Here is a 17,479-nt window from a genome sequence, read left to right as displayed (position 1 = left end):
GGGCTCAGCGATCGGAGTCGTTTCTACCGATCCGACGAACCAGGACCACTGCCCCCAGCACCAGCAAGGCAAGGACCGCGCCACCCACGGCGTAGAGCAAGACCGGGGCACCGGCGTCGTCACCGGCCTCCGTGGCCGCAGGGGTGGACAGGGTCTCCCCTGTTGCCTCCCCGGCGGTGGTGGGCTCTGCCGTGTCGGGTGCAGGCGAGCCGGCGCTGGTCTGGTCAGCGGCAGCCCCCTCACCGACGTCGTAGCTGAACGTGCCTTCAATGGGGTGCCCGTCGGAGGAGACCACACGCCACACCACGGTGTAGGTGTCATCCGTTTGCTCCGAGGGGGTGACGTTCTGGGTGACCGCGGTTCCGGACACCTGTGGTTCGCCGTCGGTGACGTCTGCACCCTGGGCGTCAGTCACACGCACTTGTGTTCCCACGTCCAGCAGATCGGCCGAGAACGTCATCTCGACCTCATCGGGTGCTTCAGTGGCCCGGGCACCGTCGCCCGGGTTGGAGGACACCAACGTGTCATGCGCCCACACCGGGCCCGGAAGGGCCACCAGCGCCGCTGTTCCCACGGCCGCTGCCACCCCTGTGATCCTCGATCGGAGACGACGACGCCCCTGCGGTTCGAGTTCAAACGAGTGGTCTGCGTGGTTGTAGCGGGGTTTCAAAGTCATGAGGCTTCTCTCTGATGGCGCACCCCTGTCCGGGGTGATCTCTGTGGGGTCGGTGCAGATGCGCTGCCTGGCCCACGCTTGCGCCCACCAGCGCACGCTCGCCAAAAATTCACGGACGTGTGTACCGCGGGGTGGAACTGTCAGGCCAGGACAGCAGCCTGCGGAGGACCCCGGTATTGCAGAGAGCCACGGGCCCAGATCAGAACCCGGGCGGGAAGCGGTTGAAGATAGCCCGGTTGCCACGGACGAACGGAGACCCACGGCATGGCAACGGCCACCGCCAGGCGCACCGCCCGGACCAGGAGGGTGGCCACGGCCTTGAGCACGCCGAGCTCGCCGTAGCGCAGCACCACAAAGGCCACAGCCGCAGCCACCAGGTGCAGAAGCAGCATGGTGTGACCACCAGCCAGAACACCCTGAGCGGCACTCACACCATCGACTCCGTGAGCCATGTGGGCGGCGTGTCCGGACACGGAAGTCACCGGTTCCAAAACCAGCTGCGCAGACGCCGCCACGGTCTGAGTGCCCACAGCGCCCGCCGTGTGGGCGGCGTGACCGGTGTGGTCGGTGGTGGAGACGTAACCGCCGGCCAAGGACAGCAGAACGTGGAACAGGGTTTGTGAGCCCAGCACGGCCAGGCCCAGTCCGGCCATCCCTGCCAGACCCGAGAAGTGCTTTCGGCCACCGCGGACCGCTCGGGAAAGACCGCTGCGATCAGCACGGGCCGTGCGGCCGGGGTCAGAGTCCCGGGTGCCCAGTCCTGCCAGAACCATGCACACCGGCGCGGCCAGCGCCACGCACAGTACGTACAACATCACGGACGGCCACTGCCCGCCGGCGGCCACGTGGGCCAGAACGGCAAGAGTGGTGGCCACAAAGGCGGCTGCCCACCCCCGGATCAGGCGCAGCGCACGCGGTGTCATGGACTGCCCCTCTCCTTGAAGATCGCATCAAGCACATCTCACCCGTGATCAGGGTGAGAACCCCTCCATTATGCCGCCGCCGTCAAACCGGGATCCCGGTGGTGGCAACCTGCGCCGCAGCTCACGCCCCCTGGGACCTGAGCGCGGTTGCGCCACCTGTGGGTTCGGTCTCAACCACTGATCCGGCCCCCACGTGGCGCAACCGAATACAGACCTGGCGCAACTGCACACGGAGCAGGGGCAGGGGCAGGCGGCCATCACCCGGGAGATGAAAAACGAGCGGTGACATCCCGGATGGGATGTCACCGCTCGTTGATGGTCAACGGTCAGCAACCGTGACCTGTTCGATCACTTGCCGGAGGCAGCAGCCTTCAGCTTGGAACCAGCGGAGAGCTTGACGCTGTGACCGGCCGGGATGTTGATGGTCTCGCCGGTCTGGGGGTTGCGGCCGGTGCGTGCTTTGCGCTCGGTGCGCTCCACGGACAGCCAGCCGGGGATGGTGACCTTCTCACCGTTGGCCACGGAGGTCTCCAGAGACTGGAACAGTGCGTCCAGCACGCTGTTGACCTGTGCCTGGGTGGTGCCGGCCTTCTCGGCAACCTCGGCCACGATCTCGCTGCGGTTCTTAGCCATGTTGATGTCCTCCTGGACGTCGGGTCTGTATCGGGGCTCCTAGTGAGAACCCACTACAGGGGGAAATTACCAGCTGGACTTGGTGATTCCCGGCAATTCGCCCCGGTGCGCCATTTCGCGGAAGCGAACTCGGGAGATTCCGAACTTCTGGAAGGTGCCACGGGGGCGGCCATCAATCTGGTCGCGGTTGCGAACACGAGCGGGGGAAGCGTCGCGGGGCAGCTTCTGCAGGCCCAGACGTGCGGCTTCACGGTCCTCCGGGGAGGCGTTCTCGTCAACCAGGGTCTTCTTCAGCTCAGCGCGCTTGGCAGCGTAGCGAGCCACGATGACCTTGCGCTGCTCGTTCTTGGCGATCTTGGACTTCTTAGCCATTACTCAGCGCTCCTCACGGAAATCGACGTGCTTACGGATCACGGGATCGTACTTCTTGAGGACGATGCGATCCGGGTTGTTCCGGCGGTTCTTACGCGTCACGTAGGTGAACCCGGTGCCCGCGGTGGACTTCAGCTTGATGATGGGACGTACGTCCTTGTCCTTGGCCATCTCAGATCTTCTCCCCTCGGGCGATCATTTCTGCGACGACGGCATCAATTCCGCGGGCGTCAATGACCTTGATGCCCTTGGCGCTGAGGTTCAGCGTGACGGTGCGGCGCAGGGACGGAACCCAGTAACGCTTTTTCTGGATGTTGGGATCGAACCGGCGCTTGGTGCGGCGGTGCGAGTGCGAAATGCTGTGCCCGAAGCCCGGCTTGGCCCCGGTCACCTGGCAGTGCGCTGCCATAGTTCTCTCCTCCAAATGTCGACGTATGACGGCACGATCCCGGCGCTCACCGGTGAACCAGTCACCGGTACCGCGCAGTCGAACGTCCCATCACCTTTTGTTGCAACCACCGTTCATGAACCCGGGGGTCTGATCCAACAGACCTCCGCACGGTGGCAACCGGTTACGGGTTCGCCACGACGACGGTGAAGATCTTGGTGTCGGGTGCGGACTGCCCCATACAACAGCCTAAAATCATAGGCTTGAGGTGACGCGCCCGCAACTTTTTGCCCCTGCCCCGGTAGCGACACACCGTGAAGGTGCACAACGTACGTGTTTCGGGTCAGGGACAACAGGCAAGTCTAGACGACACGGCACGCCCGGCCAACCACCGGTGGCGGGAATCACCCTTGGGCGCCCCAGGGATGGGCAGGGGACCCGGAGTCCTGGGTCAGTGGCTGTTTCGGTGCCTGAGCGGTGTCGTGGAGGCGGTCCGATGATCCCAGTGCGTCGTTCATCACCTTGGACAGGGATGCCACGCGCTCGGATCGCCGGAGGCTTTCCACCAGGACCACCTTGCCGTCAGAATCCGCCAGCGGGATCTGCCAGTTGGGGTATTCATCCGAGGTTCCCGGCTGGTTCTGCACCCGCTTCTCCCCCACGGCATCCACCAGTTGGACACAGTGCAACAACGACGGCGCCTGGGCCAGGTACCGGTGCAGGCCTTCGATTCTCTGTTGCTCGCTCAGATCATCCACAGGGGTGTCAGCCGGCAGCATGCCTGCATCGGCGGCGGCCTCCAGGTACATGGTGACCTGACGCTGCGCGTGCTCGCGTTCCACCTCAACCGGCCGTTCCAGGACCCCCAGCTCGTCCCGCAGGTCCACCTGGATGCCTTCCAGGAAACCTGCCGTGGGCGGGAGGTCGTGGGTGCCGACGGAAGCGAATGCTTCGGTCCGGTAGGTGCGCGGGTCCTTGGGTGCATGGTCCTCCTGCTCGAACCACAGGACGGAAGTGCCCAACACTCCGCGTTCGGAGAGGAACTGCCGGGCGGATGGCTCAACCGTGCCCAGGTCCTCCCCGACCACCACCACTCCGGCACGCTGTGCTTCCAGGGCCAGGATGCCCACCATGGCTTCGTGGTCGTAGTAGACGTAGGCACCGTCGGAGGCTTTGTTGCCTTCGGGGATCCACCAGAGGCGGAAGAGCCCGATCACGTGGTCCACCCGGATGCCTCCGGCGTGCCGGAAGATCGTGCGCAGCATCTCCCGCCACGGCTTGTATCCGGCCTGCGCAAGTTTCTGGGGGTGCCACGGCGGCTGAGACCAGTTCTGGCCCTGCTGGTTGTACATGTCCGCCGGTGCGCCCACGGAGACCCCGTGGGCCAGGACGTCGTGCAAGGTCCAGGCATCAGCACCGTCCTTGGTGACCCCCACGGCAAGATCGTGCATCACCCCGATCTCCATGCCGGCGGACTGTGCAGCCCGCTGGGCGACACCGAGTTGGTTGTCCAGCAACCACTGGATCCAGATGTAGAAGTTCACGCGATCCCGCAGTCGGTCGCGGGCCTCCACGGCGTAGGGAGAGTCCGGGGTGGCGGCATCGGAGTCCCACAGGTTGTTGTCCACCCCGAGTTCCTCACGCAGTGCACACCACAGGGCAAAGTCCTGGAGGTGTTGGCCGCCGTCGCGAACAAATCGCTCCAGCTGCTGCTGACGCTGCGGGGAGCGGCGCACGGTGTAGAGCAGCTCCAGGCTCTTGAGTTTGGCGGCGTAGATGCCGTCACGGTCAATGGTGTCCGCATCCAAGACCTTGCGCCGTTCAATGGCCGCCAAGGTGGAGACCACTTCCAGGTCACTGGGCCGCAGGTAGGCGTATTCACGGACATCGGCCACCCGCAGGTACAGCGGATTGAAGAACCGCCGGGTGGTGGGCAGATACGGCGAGGGCTCGATGGGCGGGACAGGCTCTGAGGCATGCAGGGGGTTGACCAGGATGTAGTCAGCGCCCTGTTCCCCGCCGATCGCGGCAAGGGCGGCGAGGTCGTTGATGTCGCCAACTCCCCAGGAGCGGTTGGAGGCCACCGAGTAGAGCTGAGCGGCCCACCCCCAACGGCATTGGCCCTTCAACCGGTCCGTGGTGGTGAGGCGTGCCGGGGTGACCGCCACCTCGATCCTCTGGGTGGGACCGGCTTCCGCTGAATCCGAGTCCACGGTGGCCGTCAGCTGGTACCACTCGGGGGCCAGGTCCGTGGGCAGCTGGAAGAGCACGCGCTGAACCGTGTTTCCCTCGACCTCGCGCGTTTCAGGCGCCCGGTCCACGGCCTCCAGAGTGCGGGTTGTGCCATCCACGGCCAGTTCCACCCTGATCCGGGAATGTGCTGCCGTTCCAGACCCCAGGCTTGCCGGAACGTGAACGGGTATCAGGGTTTCAACGCCCTCGGTGGTGACCACCACGGGGGGCAGCAATCCCGTCCACTGCTCGTCCCGCTTGGTTGTCAGGGAGGCGTGAGCTGCCGCTTCACTGCTGAGATCTGCCCCGAGCGCGGTCAGCACCTCTTCCAGGGTTTCCTGAGGCACGGTGACCTCACCGCCGTCGAATCCGTCGTAGCGGGTCCGTACACCGTGGGCTTCGGCCAGCTGCGCCAAGGTTTCTGCCAAGACACCGTCCGGTGAGATCGCGGGCTGAGACTGGTCTGCGGATGATGCCGATTCTGAGGCGGAAGACTGCATGGGTTCCATACTAACGAGGCTGGGACCGCCACCTGACAGCGCCCACACCGCTGGGGCATCCTGGATCCATGACCTCACCCGAAAACACAAGGCCGAACCCACCTGCCGTGGACCCGCGCACAGCACCCCTGGCGGTGGTTTTTGACTGCGACGGCGTCCTCCTGGACACCGAATCCGCGTGGGCCGAGGTCCAGGCAGAGATCTTCCGCATGTACGGGTTGGAGTACGGACCAGCGGACCAACAGCGACTCATGGGCTGGTCAGCGGCAGACGTGGCCCAGGAAGTCACGCGTTTGAGGGCCGAAACCCGGGAGGAGGGCACGGTCACTGTTGACAAGGTGCGCGCCCGGATCCTGGAGGTGGAAGCCGAGCTGCTGACCGGGCGGATGCCGCCCATCGCAGGGGCGCTGGAGCTGGTCCGGCGAGCTTCCCGCGCCGTGCCCACGGCGGTGGCCTCCAACTCCACCTCCGGGATCCTGAACACCAAGATGACCAGCACCGGCATAGCTGATCACGTACAGACCTGGGTGTCCTCCGATGACGTCGCCCGGGGCAAGCCCGCCCCGGACATGTACCTGGAGGCCGCACGCCGCCTGGGAACGGACCCGCAGCGGTGCCTGGCGGTGGAGGACTCCTCCGCAGGAGCCACCGCCGCACTTGAGGCGGGGATGACGGTGGTGGGCCTTTCCCACGACGGCGCCCACGTTCCGTCGTCGTTGTTGATCACCGGCCTGCAGAAGCCCCAGTTGATGAAGTTGCTGGAGAGCTGGGGCTGGTGATCGGAGGACCCGCAGGAGGGGCTTGAGGGTCAGCGGTTCCAGAGGCCGTAGGTCTTGGCCAGGTCGGAGACCTTGCGGGCGCGGGCCAAGCGGGGCAGGTAGCTGCCGTCCATGGAACCGGTGGCGCCGGTTTCGAACTTCTCGATCAATTCGCGGGCCCAGGCGATTTCCTGCTCGGAAGGGGCCAGGCCCACATTGATGCCGTCGGTCTGGTTGGGATCCAACGTGAGCTTGCCGGTCATGCCCATGGACTGGGTGATGCGGCAGGCTTCTGCAAGGTCATCCCCGTGGGCACCCACGGACGGTCCGTCAATGGGCCCGGGCAACAGACCCACACGGGAGGCCACCACCAGGACGGAGCGGGCATAAGCCAACGCCATGGGGTCATCGGATGCGCCGGTGTCCCGGCGGAAGTCGCCCACGCCAAAGGCCAGGCGGAACACGCCGGGAGCCCGGGCGATGTCATTGGCGTTGACCAGGCCCACAGCCGACTCGATCAAGGCGATCACCGGGGTGCCTGCAGGCATCATCATGGCGGTGCGGGTGATGTGATCCGGGTGTTCGGTCTTGGTCAACAGCAGGCCACGCAGGTTCTTGGCCTCAGCCAGAGCCTCCAGGTCCTCGCGCCAATGATCCGAGGTGATGTCATTAATGCGCACCCACGCGCCTGCGCCCTCGTTGATGGCCTCCACCACCGCGGAACGACCTTCGGCTTTCTGCTCCTCCGGCAAACCGTCTTCGATGTCAAAGATCACCGAATCGGCTTCCGAGGCCAGGGCTGCGGGAAACGTGGAGGGATCGGAGGCCCCCACCAGCAGAACTGACCGGGACAGGCGAGCGGGCAGTGCGGCGGCACGTTGATTACGGAACGGGCTCACGAATTTCCCTCTGACGGCAAACGACTCACGAGGCGAGCGCGCTCAGGAGCTGACGTGGTGCGCCCCTGGCGGGCCCCTCCATGTTACGGGTTTCGCCTTGTGTAGCACGGGTCCCGCCTTCCGCGTGGATCTTTGTGACCAATGGGCAGGGCGCGCCACGCTCATCCGCGCAGTGGCGTGTGCTCCGGATCCACGCGTTCGGCTTCTGCCACCGGGCCGGGAGCCGTGGCCTGACCGAACGGGCTGCCGCCCAATGCCTCACGACCGTGCGGTTCCAACCAGTTCTGCAGATCAGGTCCCACCGGCACAACCTGTGTGGGATTGATGTCCGTGTGCACCACGTAGTAGTGCTCCTTGATCTGCTGGAAGTCCACGGTGTCCCCGAACCCCGGGGTGGTGAACAGATCCCGGGCATAGGCCCACAGGTTGGGCATCTCGGTGAGCTTGTTCCGCGAGCACTTGAAGTGACCGTGGTAGACCGGGTCAAAACGCACCAGTGTTGTGAACAGACGAACGTCCGCCTCCGTGATGTGCTCGCCCATCAGGTACCGCCGAGTGGACAGCCGCTCCTCCAACCAGTCCATGGCCACCCACAGCCGCTCGTAGGCTTGGTCGTAGGCCTCCTGGGAGCCGGCGAACCCACAACGGTAGACCCCGTTGTTGACCTCCGTGTAGATGCGCTTCATGACATCGCGCATCTCAGCCTCAAGTTCTTGCGGCCAGAGGTCGGGAGCACCTTCACGGTGGTGCGCCGTCCACTCCTTGGCCATGTCCTCCGTGATCTGAGGGAAGTTGTTGGTCACCACCTGGCCGCTGGAGATCTCCACCATGGCCGGGACCGTGATGCCCCGCGGATACTCCGGGAACCGCGCGAAGTAAGCCTGCTGCAGCCGCTCGATGCCCAAAACCGGATCCTTGCCCTCCGGGTCCAGCTGGAAGTCCCAGGACCGTGAATCGTGCGTGGGGCCGGGCAAACCGATGGAGATGGCATCCTCCAGACCCAACAGGCGCCGGACAATCAACGTTCGGTTCGCCCACGGGCAGGCACGGGCGGCCACCAAACGGTAGCGGCCGGCTTCCACCGGCCATGCCGTAGCACCTTCGGAGAGTTCTGCGGTGTCGGGATCCGCCACAATGCGGTCCTCGATGTAGTTGGTGTCGCGGTCAAAGGACTCGCCGGCGTGAACGTAGGCGCCTGTGGTGCTGAATGCATCCGACTGGTTGCTGTGCTCGCGTGAATCGTTGCTGTGCTCGCTCACGGTGTCCTCTCGATTGCCACTCACCATCTCCATTTGATGATACGTCACCAAAATCTCATCGTCGAGACCCTCCACCCCACAATTCCCACTGATCGCTCAGGACCCCGCGCCGTCGTCTGAACTGCGCAGTACCCTTGAGAACAGCGGCCGACCCAATCGTGGGCACCGCATCAGGAGAGACCCATGAGCCCCCATCACGACCCCACAGACCCGGGCAGCCAGCAACCCTTGCCCCAATGGGGTCGCATGCGGCCGGCTGGGGACACCTCAAAGCCCCCAACCCCGACAACCCAGCCCACTCCCGCAACCTCGGCACGCGCGGTGGCGGCGCGCCGTCGTGCCGTCCGGGGCCTGTCATTCGCTCTGATCATGCTGGGGGTTCTCCTGGGCTTCGGCCTGGCGGCACTGGGGCAGCCATGGGTGGGTGGAATCGGCGCCATTCCAGTTCTGGTCGGCCTTTCAGGGTTTGTGGCCGTTCACTTGGGCATTCCCACAACTCTGCGGTTTCCGCATGCACACGTTGCCCGCCCCGGACGCGGATGGTGGTGGGCCCCCATTGGTCTGAGCGCCCTGGGGTTGGCGGCCATAGGTGCTGCCTTCGTCGCAGACGGGACGGCACCGGAGACGGGAAGCCCCTGGACCATCCTCTGGCTGGTCACGGCAGCCACACTGCTCACGGCCGGCGGCCTGGGCTTTGGCCTGGTGGCGGCATCTCGTCTGACGATCCCGGACCACGACGACGCACCCCTGCGCAAAGTCGACTGGGATCGGGAGTACCCCAGGCGCTACCCCGATCAGCCCACTGATCCGGGACGGCTGTACGACTCCTCCTGGATCACGGGCACACCCAGGCCGTCACAATCGCACACACAGCGAACGCCGAATGAGCCTGACGAGTCCTGATGTGCCATTCTGGTGCAACCCCGAACCCGCCTGAACGTTGCCTGCGCCGTAGCTGATGATCGGCGGGTCTGAGCCTGAGACCACTGCCCCGTGAGCGTGGCAGCTGAAAGTGATCATTCATGCCCGCACCCGATTCCACGCCAGCAGAGACGAGTTCCGCGAACACCCCACGGTGGTTGAGCAACGAGGAACAGCAGACGTGGCGCAGTTTCTTGTTCGGCGCCCGGGCCATGCTGCGTGCCATCGACAAACAACTCACACGGGACAGCAATCTCTCCGGGGCGGAGTACGAGGTCCTGGTCCCCCTTTCAGAAGCACCGGGTGGTGTTCTGCGCTCGCGAGCGCTGTTGGAATTCCTGGGGTGGGAACGCAGCCGTCTCTCCCACCTCTTGGTCCGCATGAACCGGCGCGGGCTGATTGAACGCAATCCTTGCGACGACGACGCCCGCGGCCTGGACGTGGCCATCACCCCGAACGGGCGCGAGGCGATCGAGGCCGCAGCACCGACCCATCTTGACCTGGTCCGGACGGCCCTCATGGACGACCTCACAGCAGAGGAAGCGCGGGCCATCAACAGCATCCAGACCAAGTTGTCGGCACGGCTGCGGGAGCTGGATCTGGACTGAGCGCCCACCCGCTCTCACAGCGGGGATCGCTTGGCCGGTGAGACAGGCCCGTGACATAGGGACGGGCCCTGCCACTTGGGGAATGGCAGGGCCCGTCAAAACGTCCATATCGGGGGAACAGGACGTCAACCGCGCGCGGGAATCATCCGGAAGCACATTGGGGATCGCAACCGGGCCGATACGCGCAGCACCTTCAATATAGGGGACAAGCTGTCCCCACACAAGTGGTCGATTTATCATCAGTTCTCCACTCGTGGAGCCTTCGGAATCCACGCCCCACGTGCGCGGAGCCTGAAACGCCCCATGCGGGAGCAAATCCCCCCTCAAACGCGGGTCCATCAGCTGATTCACACCGAGGCTCCCCACATGTTGATAGTTCTTCATAAACTTCTAAAGGCGGGATTTGCCTGGAAAGCAACAATCGGCAACAGGTGGGGCTCATCACTGTTCAGTGATGAGCCCCACCTGTTGCGGAGAGAATCAATCCTCACTGCACTGACTGGCTGCAGCCTGGAGTCAGCGGGTTTCCCCTTCGCGAGCCAGGACGTAGTCGTAGTGGGCTTCTTCGCCCTCTCCACCGTCCGTACGCGGATTGGGATCCAGCATCAACTCCGGCTTCACGGCCGAGGCGATGTCGTCCTCGTTGTGCGGGTCCCCCGGGAAGTAGAGCTGCTGGGTGACCAGCTGGTACCCGGGCGCATGCACCTTGATGTGGATGTGAGCCGGACGCCATGCATGCCAGCCGGCAGCCTCGATCAGCTGGCCGCACGCGCCGTCGGTCGGGATCATGTAGGGCGCCGGACGCATGGTGTTGATCTCAAAGTTGCCGTCTTCATCCGCCAGGACCACGCCGCGGAAGAGCCACTTGGGCAGCTCGGGCGCGTACTGGGAGTAGAAACCCAAGGCGTCGGCGTGCCAGATCTCGATCACGGCGTCCTTCAGCGGCTCACCGGAGGTGTCCTTGAAGGAGCCCGTGAACTTCAGCGGGGTGCCCGCCTCGTCTTCGCGCATCTCCAGGGTGGCCGGGGTGGACATCTCCGGTGCGTTGGGAACGTAGTACGGACCCTCGATGGTGCCCACGGCGCCGGGACGCTCAACGGAGTTGATGTCCTCAATGGTGTGCTCCAGCCAAACATCCAGGAACAGCGGCCACTCGCCGTCGGTGCCGACCTTGATCAGCCAGGCCTTGAGGGCGTTGTACTCGTCATAGGTGACGCTGTGCTTCACGGCGACGTCGTTGATCGCCTGGATCACTTCCCCGGCAATGGCGGAGACTCGCTCCTTGGAGACCTCCATGCTGTGCAGCTTCCCGGATTCGTTGAAACGTTGGGTGGCCAGAGTGCCGGCCTCGACGGCAGCGTCTTCGTCTTCATGCCGAGTGTCAGTGCTGGACTCGCTCATGTCGTCCTCCACGTCATGGTTGCTACGGAGCCACGCAGGGCTCGGATTCGTCGGATTAAATGTGATGCGGACTACATCGAGCGTACGAGCCACATTGCCCATGGGACAAATATCAATCGCGCTGCATTTATGCTCAAAAACCCCTCCCGGTACCCCCTGGGTACCCACTAGGTATTCGCCTGATGTGCCTGGGATCACACCCTTCCAGACTGGTCTCTCAACGGGCAACGGTCACCCAGGGGCTCCCCTGGGTGACCACCAGCCGAAGAACCTTGACCCAGGGGGCAGACATGACCGAGAACTTCACGCACCTGCGCGATGTCCTGAACGACGCCGTCGTCGATGACCGTGAGAACCGCGTGATCAAGGCCAAGCGCGAGATCTTCACCGACGAGGAAGTCTTCGAGCTGGAGATGAAGTACATCTTCGAGGGCAACTGGATCTACCTGGCCCACGAATCCCAAATCCCCAACGTGGGTGACTACTACACCACCTACATCGGCCGTTCCCCCGTGGTGATCACCCGGGACAAGGACGAGAACCTCAACTGCCTGATCAACGCCTGTGCCCACCGCGGTGCCATGTTGTGCCGGCGCAAGACCGACAACCGGACCACGTTCACCTGCCCATTCCACGGCTGGACCTTCCGTAACTCCGGTGAGCTGCTCAAGGTCAAGGACGGCCGCAACGGCGCCTACCCGGAGGCCTTCAACAAGGAGGGCTCGCACGATCTCACCAAGGTGGCCCGTTTCGAGTCCTACCGCGGGTTCCTGTTTGGCTCCCTGAACCCGGACGTCAAGCCCCTGGAGGAGCACCTGGGTGACACCACCAAGGTGATCGACTCGCTCGTGGACCAGTCCCCCGACGGCCTGGAGGTGCTGCGAGGTGCTTCCACCTACACCTTTGACGGCAACTGGAAGGTCCAGGCGGAGAACGGCGCAGACGGCTACCACGTGACCTCCGTGCACTGGAACTACGCAGCCACCACCTCCCGTCGCGCATCCGGGGATTCCACCAACACCACCAAGGCCATGGACGCCGGCAAGTGGGGCAAGCAGAAGGGTGGCTTCTACTCCTTCGAACACGGCCACCTGCTGCTGTGGCAGGAGTGGGGCAACCCGCAGGACCGCCCCTTGTGGGACCGCCGTGAGGAACTGGTGGAGAAGTACGGGGAGGAAATGGTCAACTTCATGGTCAATATTTCCCGCAACCTGTGCCTGGACCCGAACGTCTACATCATGGATCAGTTCTCCTCACAGATCCGCAAGTTCCGTCCCATCTCCGCGGATAGGACCGAGGTGGAGATCTACTGCATCGCACCCAAGGGTGAGTCTGCAGCCAACCGCGCCAACCGCATCCGTCAGTACGAGGACTTCTTCAACGCCTCCGGCATGGCCACCCCGGATGACCTGGAGGAGTTCCGCTCCTGCTACAAGACCTACTGGGCCGCCAGAGCACCGTGGAACGACATGACTCGCGGCATGGAGCACGAAATCAAGGGCCCGGATGAGCAGGCCGCCGCCCTGGGCATGGACCGGGTGCTGGCATCCGGTGTCAAGACCGAGGACGAGGGTCTCTACCCGATCCAGCACTCCTACTGGCACCAGGTCATGGAGTCGGGGCTGCAGGCCGAAGAAGCTGCCACTGCCGACGACGTCACCACCACGGCCTGAATCCATCCGTCCTGCCTGAGGGAGACCTCACCAAGATTGACTCCGAAGGAACCGACACCATGACTGACACCGCCGTAGAGCAGAAGACCTCCACCTTGATGAGCATCGAGGACATTCAGGTCCTGGAGACGGTCCGCGCTTTCCTGCACCGCGAGGCGCGCCTGCTGGATGACCGCGACTTTGACTCCTGGATCGAGTGCTATCACCCGGATGCCGAGTACTGGATGCCGTCCTGGGACGTGGACGACTCCCTGGTCTCCGATCCCCAGACCGAGATCTCTGTGATCTACTACCCCAACCGGGGTGGCCTGGAGGACCGGGTGTTCCGCATCAAGACCGACCGCTCCTCAGCCACCTCCCTGCCGGAACCGCGGCACAACCACAACCTCACGGACATCGAGGTTCTGGGACGTGACGGGGACGTGGTGCACGTCCGCTACAACTGGCTGACCGGTTACTTCCGCTACAACACCAGCATGTACTACTGGGGCTACGCGGAAGTGGACATCGATCTCAGCGGCCCGGCTCTGCAGATCACCAAGAAGAAGATCGTTCTGAAGAACGACTACATCCACCAGGTGATCGACATCTACATGATCTGACCGATCCCATTCACACGCTCGCCCGCCCGGAGAACGTTGCTGCCCGAGGCAGACCTCCTGGTGGGCGGGCGTGCACGGAACCGGTTCCACCAAGCTCCAGGAGACTGACATGGCACACCAAGTAGCACTGAACTTTGAAGACGGCGTCACCAAGGTGATTCGCGTCGGCGACTTCGAGACCATCATGGACGCGGCCTACAAGGCCCGGATCAACATTCCTTCCGACTGCCGTGACGGTGCATGCGGTACATGCAAGTCCTTCTGCGATTCCGGCTCCTTTGATCCGGGAGATTTTGTGGATGACGCCATGACTGAGGACGAGCTGGACAAGGGCTATCTGCTGACCTGCCAGGCCCTGCCGGAATCGGCCATGTCCATCAGCATTCCCGGCACCTCGGAGGCAGCCAAGACCTCTGCCGCATCGTTCACCTCCACCATCAAGGCCTTGGACAAGCACTCCGAGTCCACCATTTCCTTCACCCTGGACGTGGACAACCGGGAGGACCTGGCCTTTCTGCCCGGTCAGTACGTGAACATCAAGGTTCCCGGCACCCAGGACGTGCGCTCTTACTCCATGTCCAGTGGACCCAACGTGGACGATGCCTCCTTCATGGTGCGCATCACCCCGCAGGGTGCCATGTCCGAGTACCTGCGCCATCGCGCGGCAGTCGGGGACACCATCGAGTTCTCCGGACCCTACGGTTCGTTCTTCCTGCGAGAACCCAAGCGACCCCTGCTCCTACTGGCCGGTGGCACCGGCCTGGCACCGTTGACCTCCATCCTGGAGAAGCTCACGGAGAAGGATCCCGGTCAGGCCGTGCACCTGATCTACGGCGTGACCCGCGAAGCTGACATTGTGGGACTGGACTGGCTCAAGGACTACGAGTCCCGCCTGAGCCAGTTCACCTGGGACCTCATCGCCTCTGAAGACGGCACCTCTGCGCCTCACACGGGCTACGTCACCCAGATCATCACCCCGGAACAGCTCAACGACGGCGACGTCGACATCTACCTGTGCGGACCGCCACCCATGGTCAACGCCGTTTCCTCCTGGCTGGATGCTGAAGGGGTTCAGCCCGCCAACTTCTACTTCGAGCGATTCGCCCCCAAGGAGAAGACCGGCGGCGACGCCGAAACCGGGGCACCGGTCTCCGCAGACACGGTGGCTGCTGTTGGCGAGCAGATCAGCGGGGCCGAGGCCGTGTCCTCCATGCAGACCGGGCGGCTCCAGTTCGGGGCAGCAGACACGGCAGCACACCTGGATGCCCGCGCGGGACTTGAGACTGCCGTGGTGCAGTTGATGATTTCCAAGATGACAGAGGAGCAGCTCAACAACTGGGATCGCCTGGCCACGGATGTGGACTCCACGGTCCAAGACGGCGTGGTCACGGATGCCAAGGAGTTCGTGCGCACCAACTTTGCCTTCCACGAATACCTGTTCACCGTGGCCAACAACCCGGTGCTTCTGGAGGCCTACCGCGGCCTGGACACACGGGGGCAGATGTCTGCCACCATCAGCAACGGTTCTCCGATCTTTGAATCCGTGGCCCGTGACCACCACGACCTGGTGGAGGCCTTCCGCGCCCAGGACCTGTCCCGGGCCTTGGACATCGTGCAGGCACACACCTCCGCGGCCAAGGGCACCATGGAAGAGGCAGTCGTGGCCGTGGAGACCAGGACCATGCCCATGGTCAGCGGTGAGAACTCATGACCGGCGGCACCGGGACCGACGTCTCCGGGATGCCCACCGTTGAAACCTCCACCGCGCCCACTCTGATCACCCCGGGTCGGTTTGCGGGCAAGGCCGTCGTCGTCACGGGAGCCTCCCAGGGAATCGGTCAGGTGGTGGCGGAACGGATCGCTGCCGAAGGCGGCGAGGTGCCGCTGGTGGACCGCTCCGAGGTGGTGGAGGAGGTTGCTGCGCAGATCAACGAACGTGCCGCCGGCACGGACGGTTACGGCTACGCCCTGCCCCTGGGCGGTCTGGATCTGGAGGATGCGGGCAGCTCACGTCAGTTCGTGGAGGTGGCCCTGAAGGAGTACGGCCGCATTGACGTACTGATCAACAACGTGGGCGGCACCATCTGGGCGCGCCCGTACCAGGAGTACGACGTCCAAAAGATCGAGAAGGAAATTCGCCGCTCCCTGTTCCCCACCCTATTCGCCTGCCACGCTGCACTGCCCACCATGCTGGAGGCCGGCCGTGGAACCATTGTGAACGTCTCCTCCATTGCCACCGGTGGGATCAACCGGGTGCCGTACGCAGCATCCAAAGGTGGTGTGAATGCCCTGACCAAGGCGCTGGCCCTGGAGGTGGCGGAACTGGGGGTGCGTGTGGTGGCCACCGCCCCCGGTGGCACCCTGGCACCCCCCCGCAAGGTGCAGCGCGGCCCGGGCCCGGAAGGAGAACAGGAACAGGCCTGGTACCAGGCCATCGTGGACCAGACGGTCTCCTCCTCCTACATGAAGCGATACGGCACGTTGGCGGAGCAGGCAGCACCGATCGTGTTCCTGGCATCGGATGAAGCCTCCTACATCACCGGCTCGGTCCTGCCGGTGGGTGGTGGCGACCAGGGCTGAGATCGTGGCACCTGTCACTGTCGATACCATCTGGCTCATGGTCGACGAAGCATCTCCCCCACAGCACAACTACCCCCTGGTGGGCCGCGAGGCCGAAATGGGTGTGCTGCGGGAGGTGTTCAAAGAGGTCAGGAAGGGAAGCTGCCGTTCCGTGGTGCTTCAAGGGGCGCTGGGCAGCGGCAAGTCCCGGCTCCTGGACGAGTTGCTCTAGGAGGCCCAGACCCGTTCCACCACGGTGCTCTCCATGGTGGGCGATGAATGGGAGTCCTCCTTCTCCCTGGCCGGTTACACCCAGTTGATGTCCACAGCACCTCTGCGCAGCAGCAAGGGATTCGACGGCGGCGAGCTGCCGCCGTCGAGAATCCACACCCAACTGAGCCCGGACCAAGCCGTCAATTACGCCCAGACCCTGCAGGTGCACCTTGGTCAACTGCAACGCCGCGGGCCGGTGCTGATGGTCATCGACGACCTCCAGTGGGTGGACGAGGCCACGCTGCGCATCCTGATCTTCACCGCGCGCCGCCTGCATGGAGCCAAGGTGATGTTCTTGTTCACCCTGGACTCTGAGCAGTCCCAGAACGTCCCCGTGGGTGTTCTGGACTACGTTTCCGGCCACCAGGTGCGCCGTCTTGTGCTGCCGCCCCTGCCGGTGGAGGCCGTGGGCCAGCTGGGCCGGCACCTGTTGGGCACGGATCTGGACGTGACGACGGTGCGAACGTTGATTGACCACACGGCGGGCCTGCCTCTGCGCCTGGTGGAGCTCCTGCAGGAAATTCCGAACGAGGCATGGCAGGGCAGGCTGCCTCATCTTCCGCCAGGCCACCGGGTACGGGCCAGAATCCGGTCCCAGTTGGCCCGGGGCTCGCAACAGCTGGTGGACGTGGCCCGCGCCGTGGCAGTTCTTGGGCCCGGGGCAGAGCTGCAAGCAGTTTCCGAACTGGCTCAGGTGCAGGACGTCCTGAGCGCCCTGGACGAGGGTCACGAACTTCAATTGTTGAAGTTCACGGTCTCCCAGACCCAGAGCCACGTGACCTTCACCTAACCTGGTGCCGAG

General features: G+C 64.2%; 19 protein-coding genes. 9 read left to right on the top strand and 10 right to left on the bottom strand.

Going from position 1 to position 17,479, the window contains the following annotated elements; translation table 11 throughout:
* Positions 1 to 4: 4 nt before the first annotated feature.
* From GTW58_RS01045 to malQ, 7 genes are all read right to left on the bottom strand, one after another.
* Positions 5 to 676: a copper resistance CopC family protein gene (locus GTW58_RS01045; protein ID WP_081994320.1), complete on the bottom strand. Its 672-nt coding sequence runs from the start codon at positions 674 to 676 to the stop codon at positions 5 to 7.
* Positions 677 to 816: 140 nt separating this feature from the next.
* On the bottom strand, positions 817 to 1,599 hold the full coding sequence (locus tag GTW58_RS01040) for a hypothetical protein (protein ID WP_047692208.1): 783 nt from the start codon (positions 1,597 to 1,599) through the stop codon (positions 817 to 819).
* 348 nt (positions 1,600 to 1,947) lie between these two features.
* A complete protein-coding gene (locus GTW58_RS01035) occupies positions 1,948 to 2,232 on the bottom strand; it encodes an HU family DNA-binding protein (protein ID WP_047692207.1) in 285 nt (94 codons plus the stop codon).
* 66 nt (positions 2,233 to 2,298) lie between these two features.
* Positions 2,299 to 2,604: a 30S ribosomal protein S14 gene (gene rpsN / locus GTW58_RS01030; protein ID WP_047692206.1), complete on the bottom strand. Its 306-nt coding sequence runs from the start codon at positions 2,602 to 2,604 to the stop codon at positions 2,299 to 2,301.
* 3 nt (positions 2,605 to 2,607) lie between these two features.
* A complete protein-coding gene (rpmG, locus tag GTW58_RS01025) occupies positions 2,608 to 2,775 on the bottom strand; it encodes a 50S ribosomal protein L33 (protein WP_047692205.1) in 168 nt (55 codons plus the stop codon).
* A gap of 1 nt (position 2,776) precedes the next feature.
* A complete protein-coding gene (rpmB, locus tag GTW58_RS01020; RefSeq protein ID WP_047692204.1) occupies positions 2,777 to 3,013 on the bottom strand; it encodes a 50S ribosomal protein L28 in 237 nt (78 codons plus the stop codon).
* 383 nt (positions 3,014 to 3,396) lie between these two features.
* A complete protein-coding gene (gene malQ / locus GTW58_RS01015; RefSeq protein WP_119932207.1) occupies positions 3,397 to 5,724 on the bottom strand; it encodes a 4-alpha-glucanotransferase in 2,328 nt (775 codons plus the stop codon).
* Between the two features lie 68 nt (positions 5,725 to 5,792).
* Between malQ and GTW58_RS01010 the strand changes: the two genes are divergently transcribed.
* Positions 5,793 to 6,503, top strand: coding sequence for an HAD family hydrolase (locus tag GTW58_RS01010; RefSeq protein WP_119932171.1), 711 nt, complete (start codon positions 5,793 to 5,795; stop codon positions 6,501 to 6,503).
* A gap of 29 nt (positions 6,504 to 6,532) precedes the next feature.
* Here the strand turns inward: GTW58_RS01010 and GTW58_RS01005 are convergent, their stop codons facing one another.
* Positions 6,533 to 7,381, bottom strand: a complete 849-nt coding sequence (locus GTW58_RS01005; RefSeq protein WP_119932170.1) for an HpcH/HpaI aldolase/citrate lyase family protein — start codon at positions 7,379 to 7,381, stop codon at positions 6,533 to 6,535.
* Positions 7,382 to 7,542: 161 nt separating this feature from the next.
* Positions 7,543 to 8,640 carry a glutathione S-transferase family protein gene (locus tag GTW58_RS01000; RefSeq protein WP_047692211.1) on the bottom strand — a complete coding sequence of 366 codons (1,098 nt, stop codon included), beginning with the start codon at positions 8,638 to 8,640 and terminating at the stop codon, positions 7,543 to 7,545.
* 183 nt (positions 8,641 to 8,823) lie between these two features.
* On the opposite strand from GTW58_RS01000, the gene GTW58_RS00995 reads away from it, so the two are divergent.
* Together GTW58_RS00995 and GTW58_RS00990 are read left to right on the top strand one after the other, a co-directional pair.
* Positions 8,824 to 9,543 (top strand): hypothetical protein, encoded by a 720-nt coding sequence (locus tag GTW58_RS00995; protein WP_156125551.1) that lies wholly within the window; start codon positions 8,824 to 8,826, stop codon positions 9,541 to 9,543.
* A 176-nt stretch (positions 9,544 to 9,719) separates the two neighbouring features.
* On the top strand, positions 9,720 to 10,169 hold the full coding sequence (locus tag GTW58_RS00990; RefSeq protein WP_047692210.1) for a MarR family winged helix-turn-helix transcriptional regulator: 450 nt from the start codon (positions 9,720 to 9,722) through the stop codon (positions 10,167 to 10,169).
* A gap of 516 nt (positions 10,170 to 10,685) precedes the next feature.
* On the opposite strand, the gene catA is transcribed toward GTW58_RS00990, so the two are convergent.
* The gene (gene catA / locus GTW58_RS00985; protein ID WP_047692644.1) at positions 10,686 to 11,570 is read right to left on the bottom strand and encodes a catechol 1,2-dioxygenase; all 885 of its coding nucleotides are present in this window, start codon (positions 11,568 to 11,570) and stop codon (positions 10,686 to 10,688) included.
* Positions 11,571 to 11,860: 290 nt separating this feature from the next.
* Here catA and benA point away from each other — a divergent pair, with 290 nt between their 5' ends.
* The 6 genes from benA (at position 11,861) to GTW58_RS14445 (ending at position 17,467) form a co-directional block, all read left to right on the top strand.
* Entirely contained in the window at positions 11,861 to 13,243 is a 1,383-nt protein-coding gene (gene benA, locus GTW58_RS00980; protein ID WP_047692645.1) for a benzoate 1,2-dioxygenase large subunit, read from the top strand.
* Positions 13,244 to 13,302: 59 nt separating this feature from the next.
* Entirely contained in the window at positions 13,303 to 13,845 is a 543-nt protein-coding gene (gene benB / locus GTW58_RS00975; RefSeq protein ID WP_047692646.1) for a benzoate 1,2-dioxygenase small subunit, read from the top strand.
* A gap of 109 nt (positions 13,846 to 13,954) precedes the next feature.
* A complete protein-coding gene (gene benC, locus GTW58_RS00970; RefSeq protein WP_119932206.1) occupies positions 13,955 to 15,556 on the top strand; it encodes a benzoate 1,2-dioxygenase electron transfer component BenC in 1,602 nt (533 codons plus the stop codon).
* The gene (locus GTW58_RS00965) at positions 15,553 to 16,425 is read left to right on the top strand and encodes a 1,6-dihydroxycyclohexa-2,4-diene-1-carboxylate dehydrogenase (RefSeq protein WP_280842248.1); all 873 of its coding nucleotides are present in this window, start codon (positions 15,553 to 15,555) and stop codon (positions 16,423 to 16,425) included. The genes benC and GTW58_RS00965 overlap by 4 nt, the downstream gene beginning before the upstream one ends.
* A 37-nt stretch (positions 16,426 to 16,462) precedes the next feature.
* Positions 16,463 to 16,636, top strand: a complete 174-nt coding sequence (locus tag GTW58_RS14450; protein WP_232817918.1) for an AAA family ATPase — start codon at positions 16,463 to 16,465, stop codon at positions 16,634 to 16,636.
* Between the two features lie 33 nt (positions 16,637 to 16,669).
* On the top strand, positions 16,670 to 17,467 hold the full coding sequence (locus tag GTW58_RS14445) for a hypothetical protein (protein ID WP_232817917.1): 798 nt from the start codon (positions 16,670 to 16,672) through the stop codon (positions 17,465 to 17,467).
* Positions 17,468 to 17,479 lie beyond the last annotated feature (12 nt).

The organism is Kocuria subflava (assembly GCF_012163155.1).
Classification (GTDB): domain Bacteria; phylum Actinomycetota; class Actinomycetes; order Actinomycetales; family Micrococcaceae; genus Kocuria; species Kocuria subflava.
The sequence above is the reverse complement of the archived record's forward strand: the minus strand, read 5'-3'. Positions and strand labels throughout refer to the sequence as shown.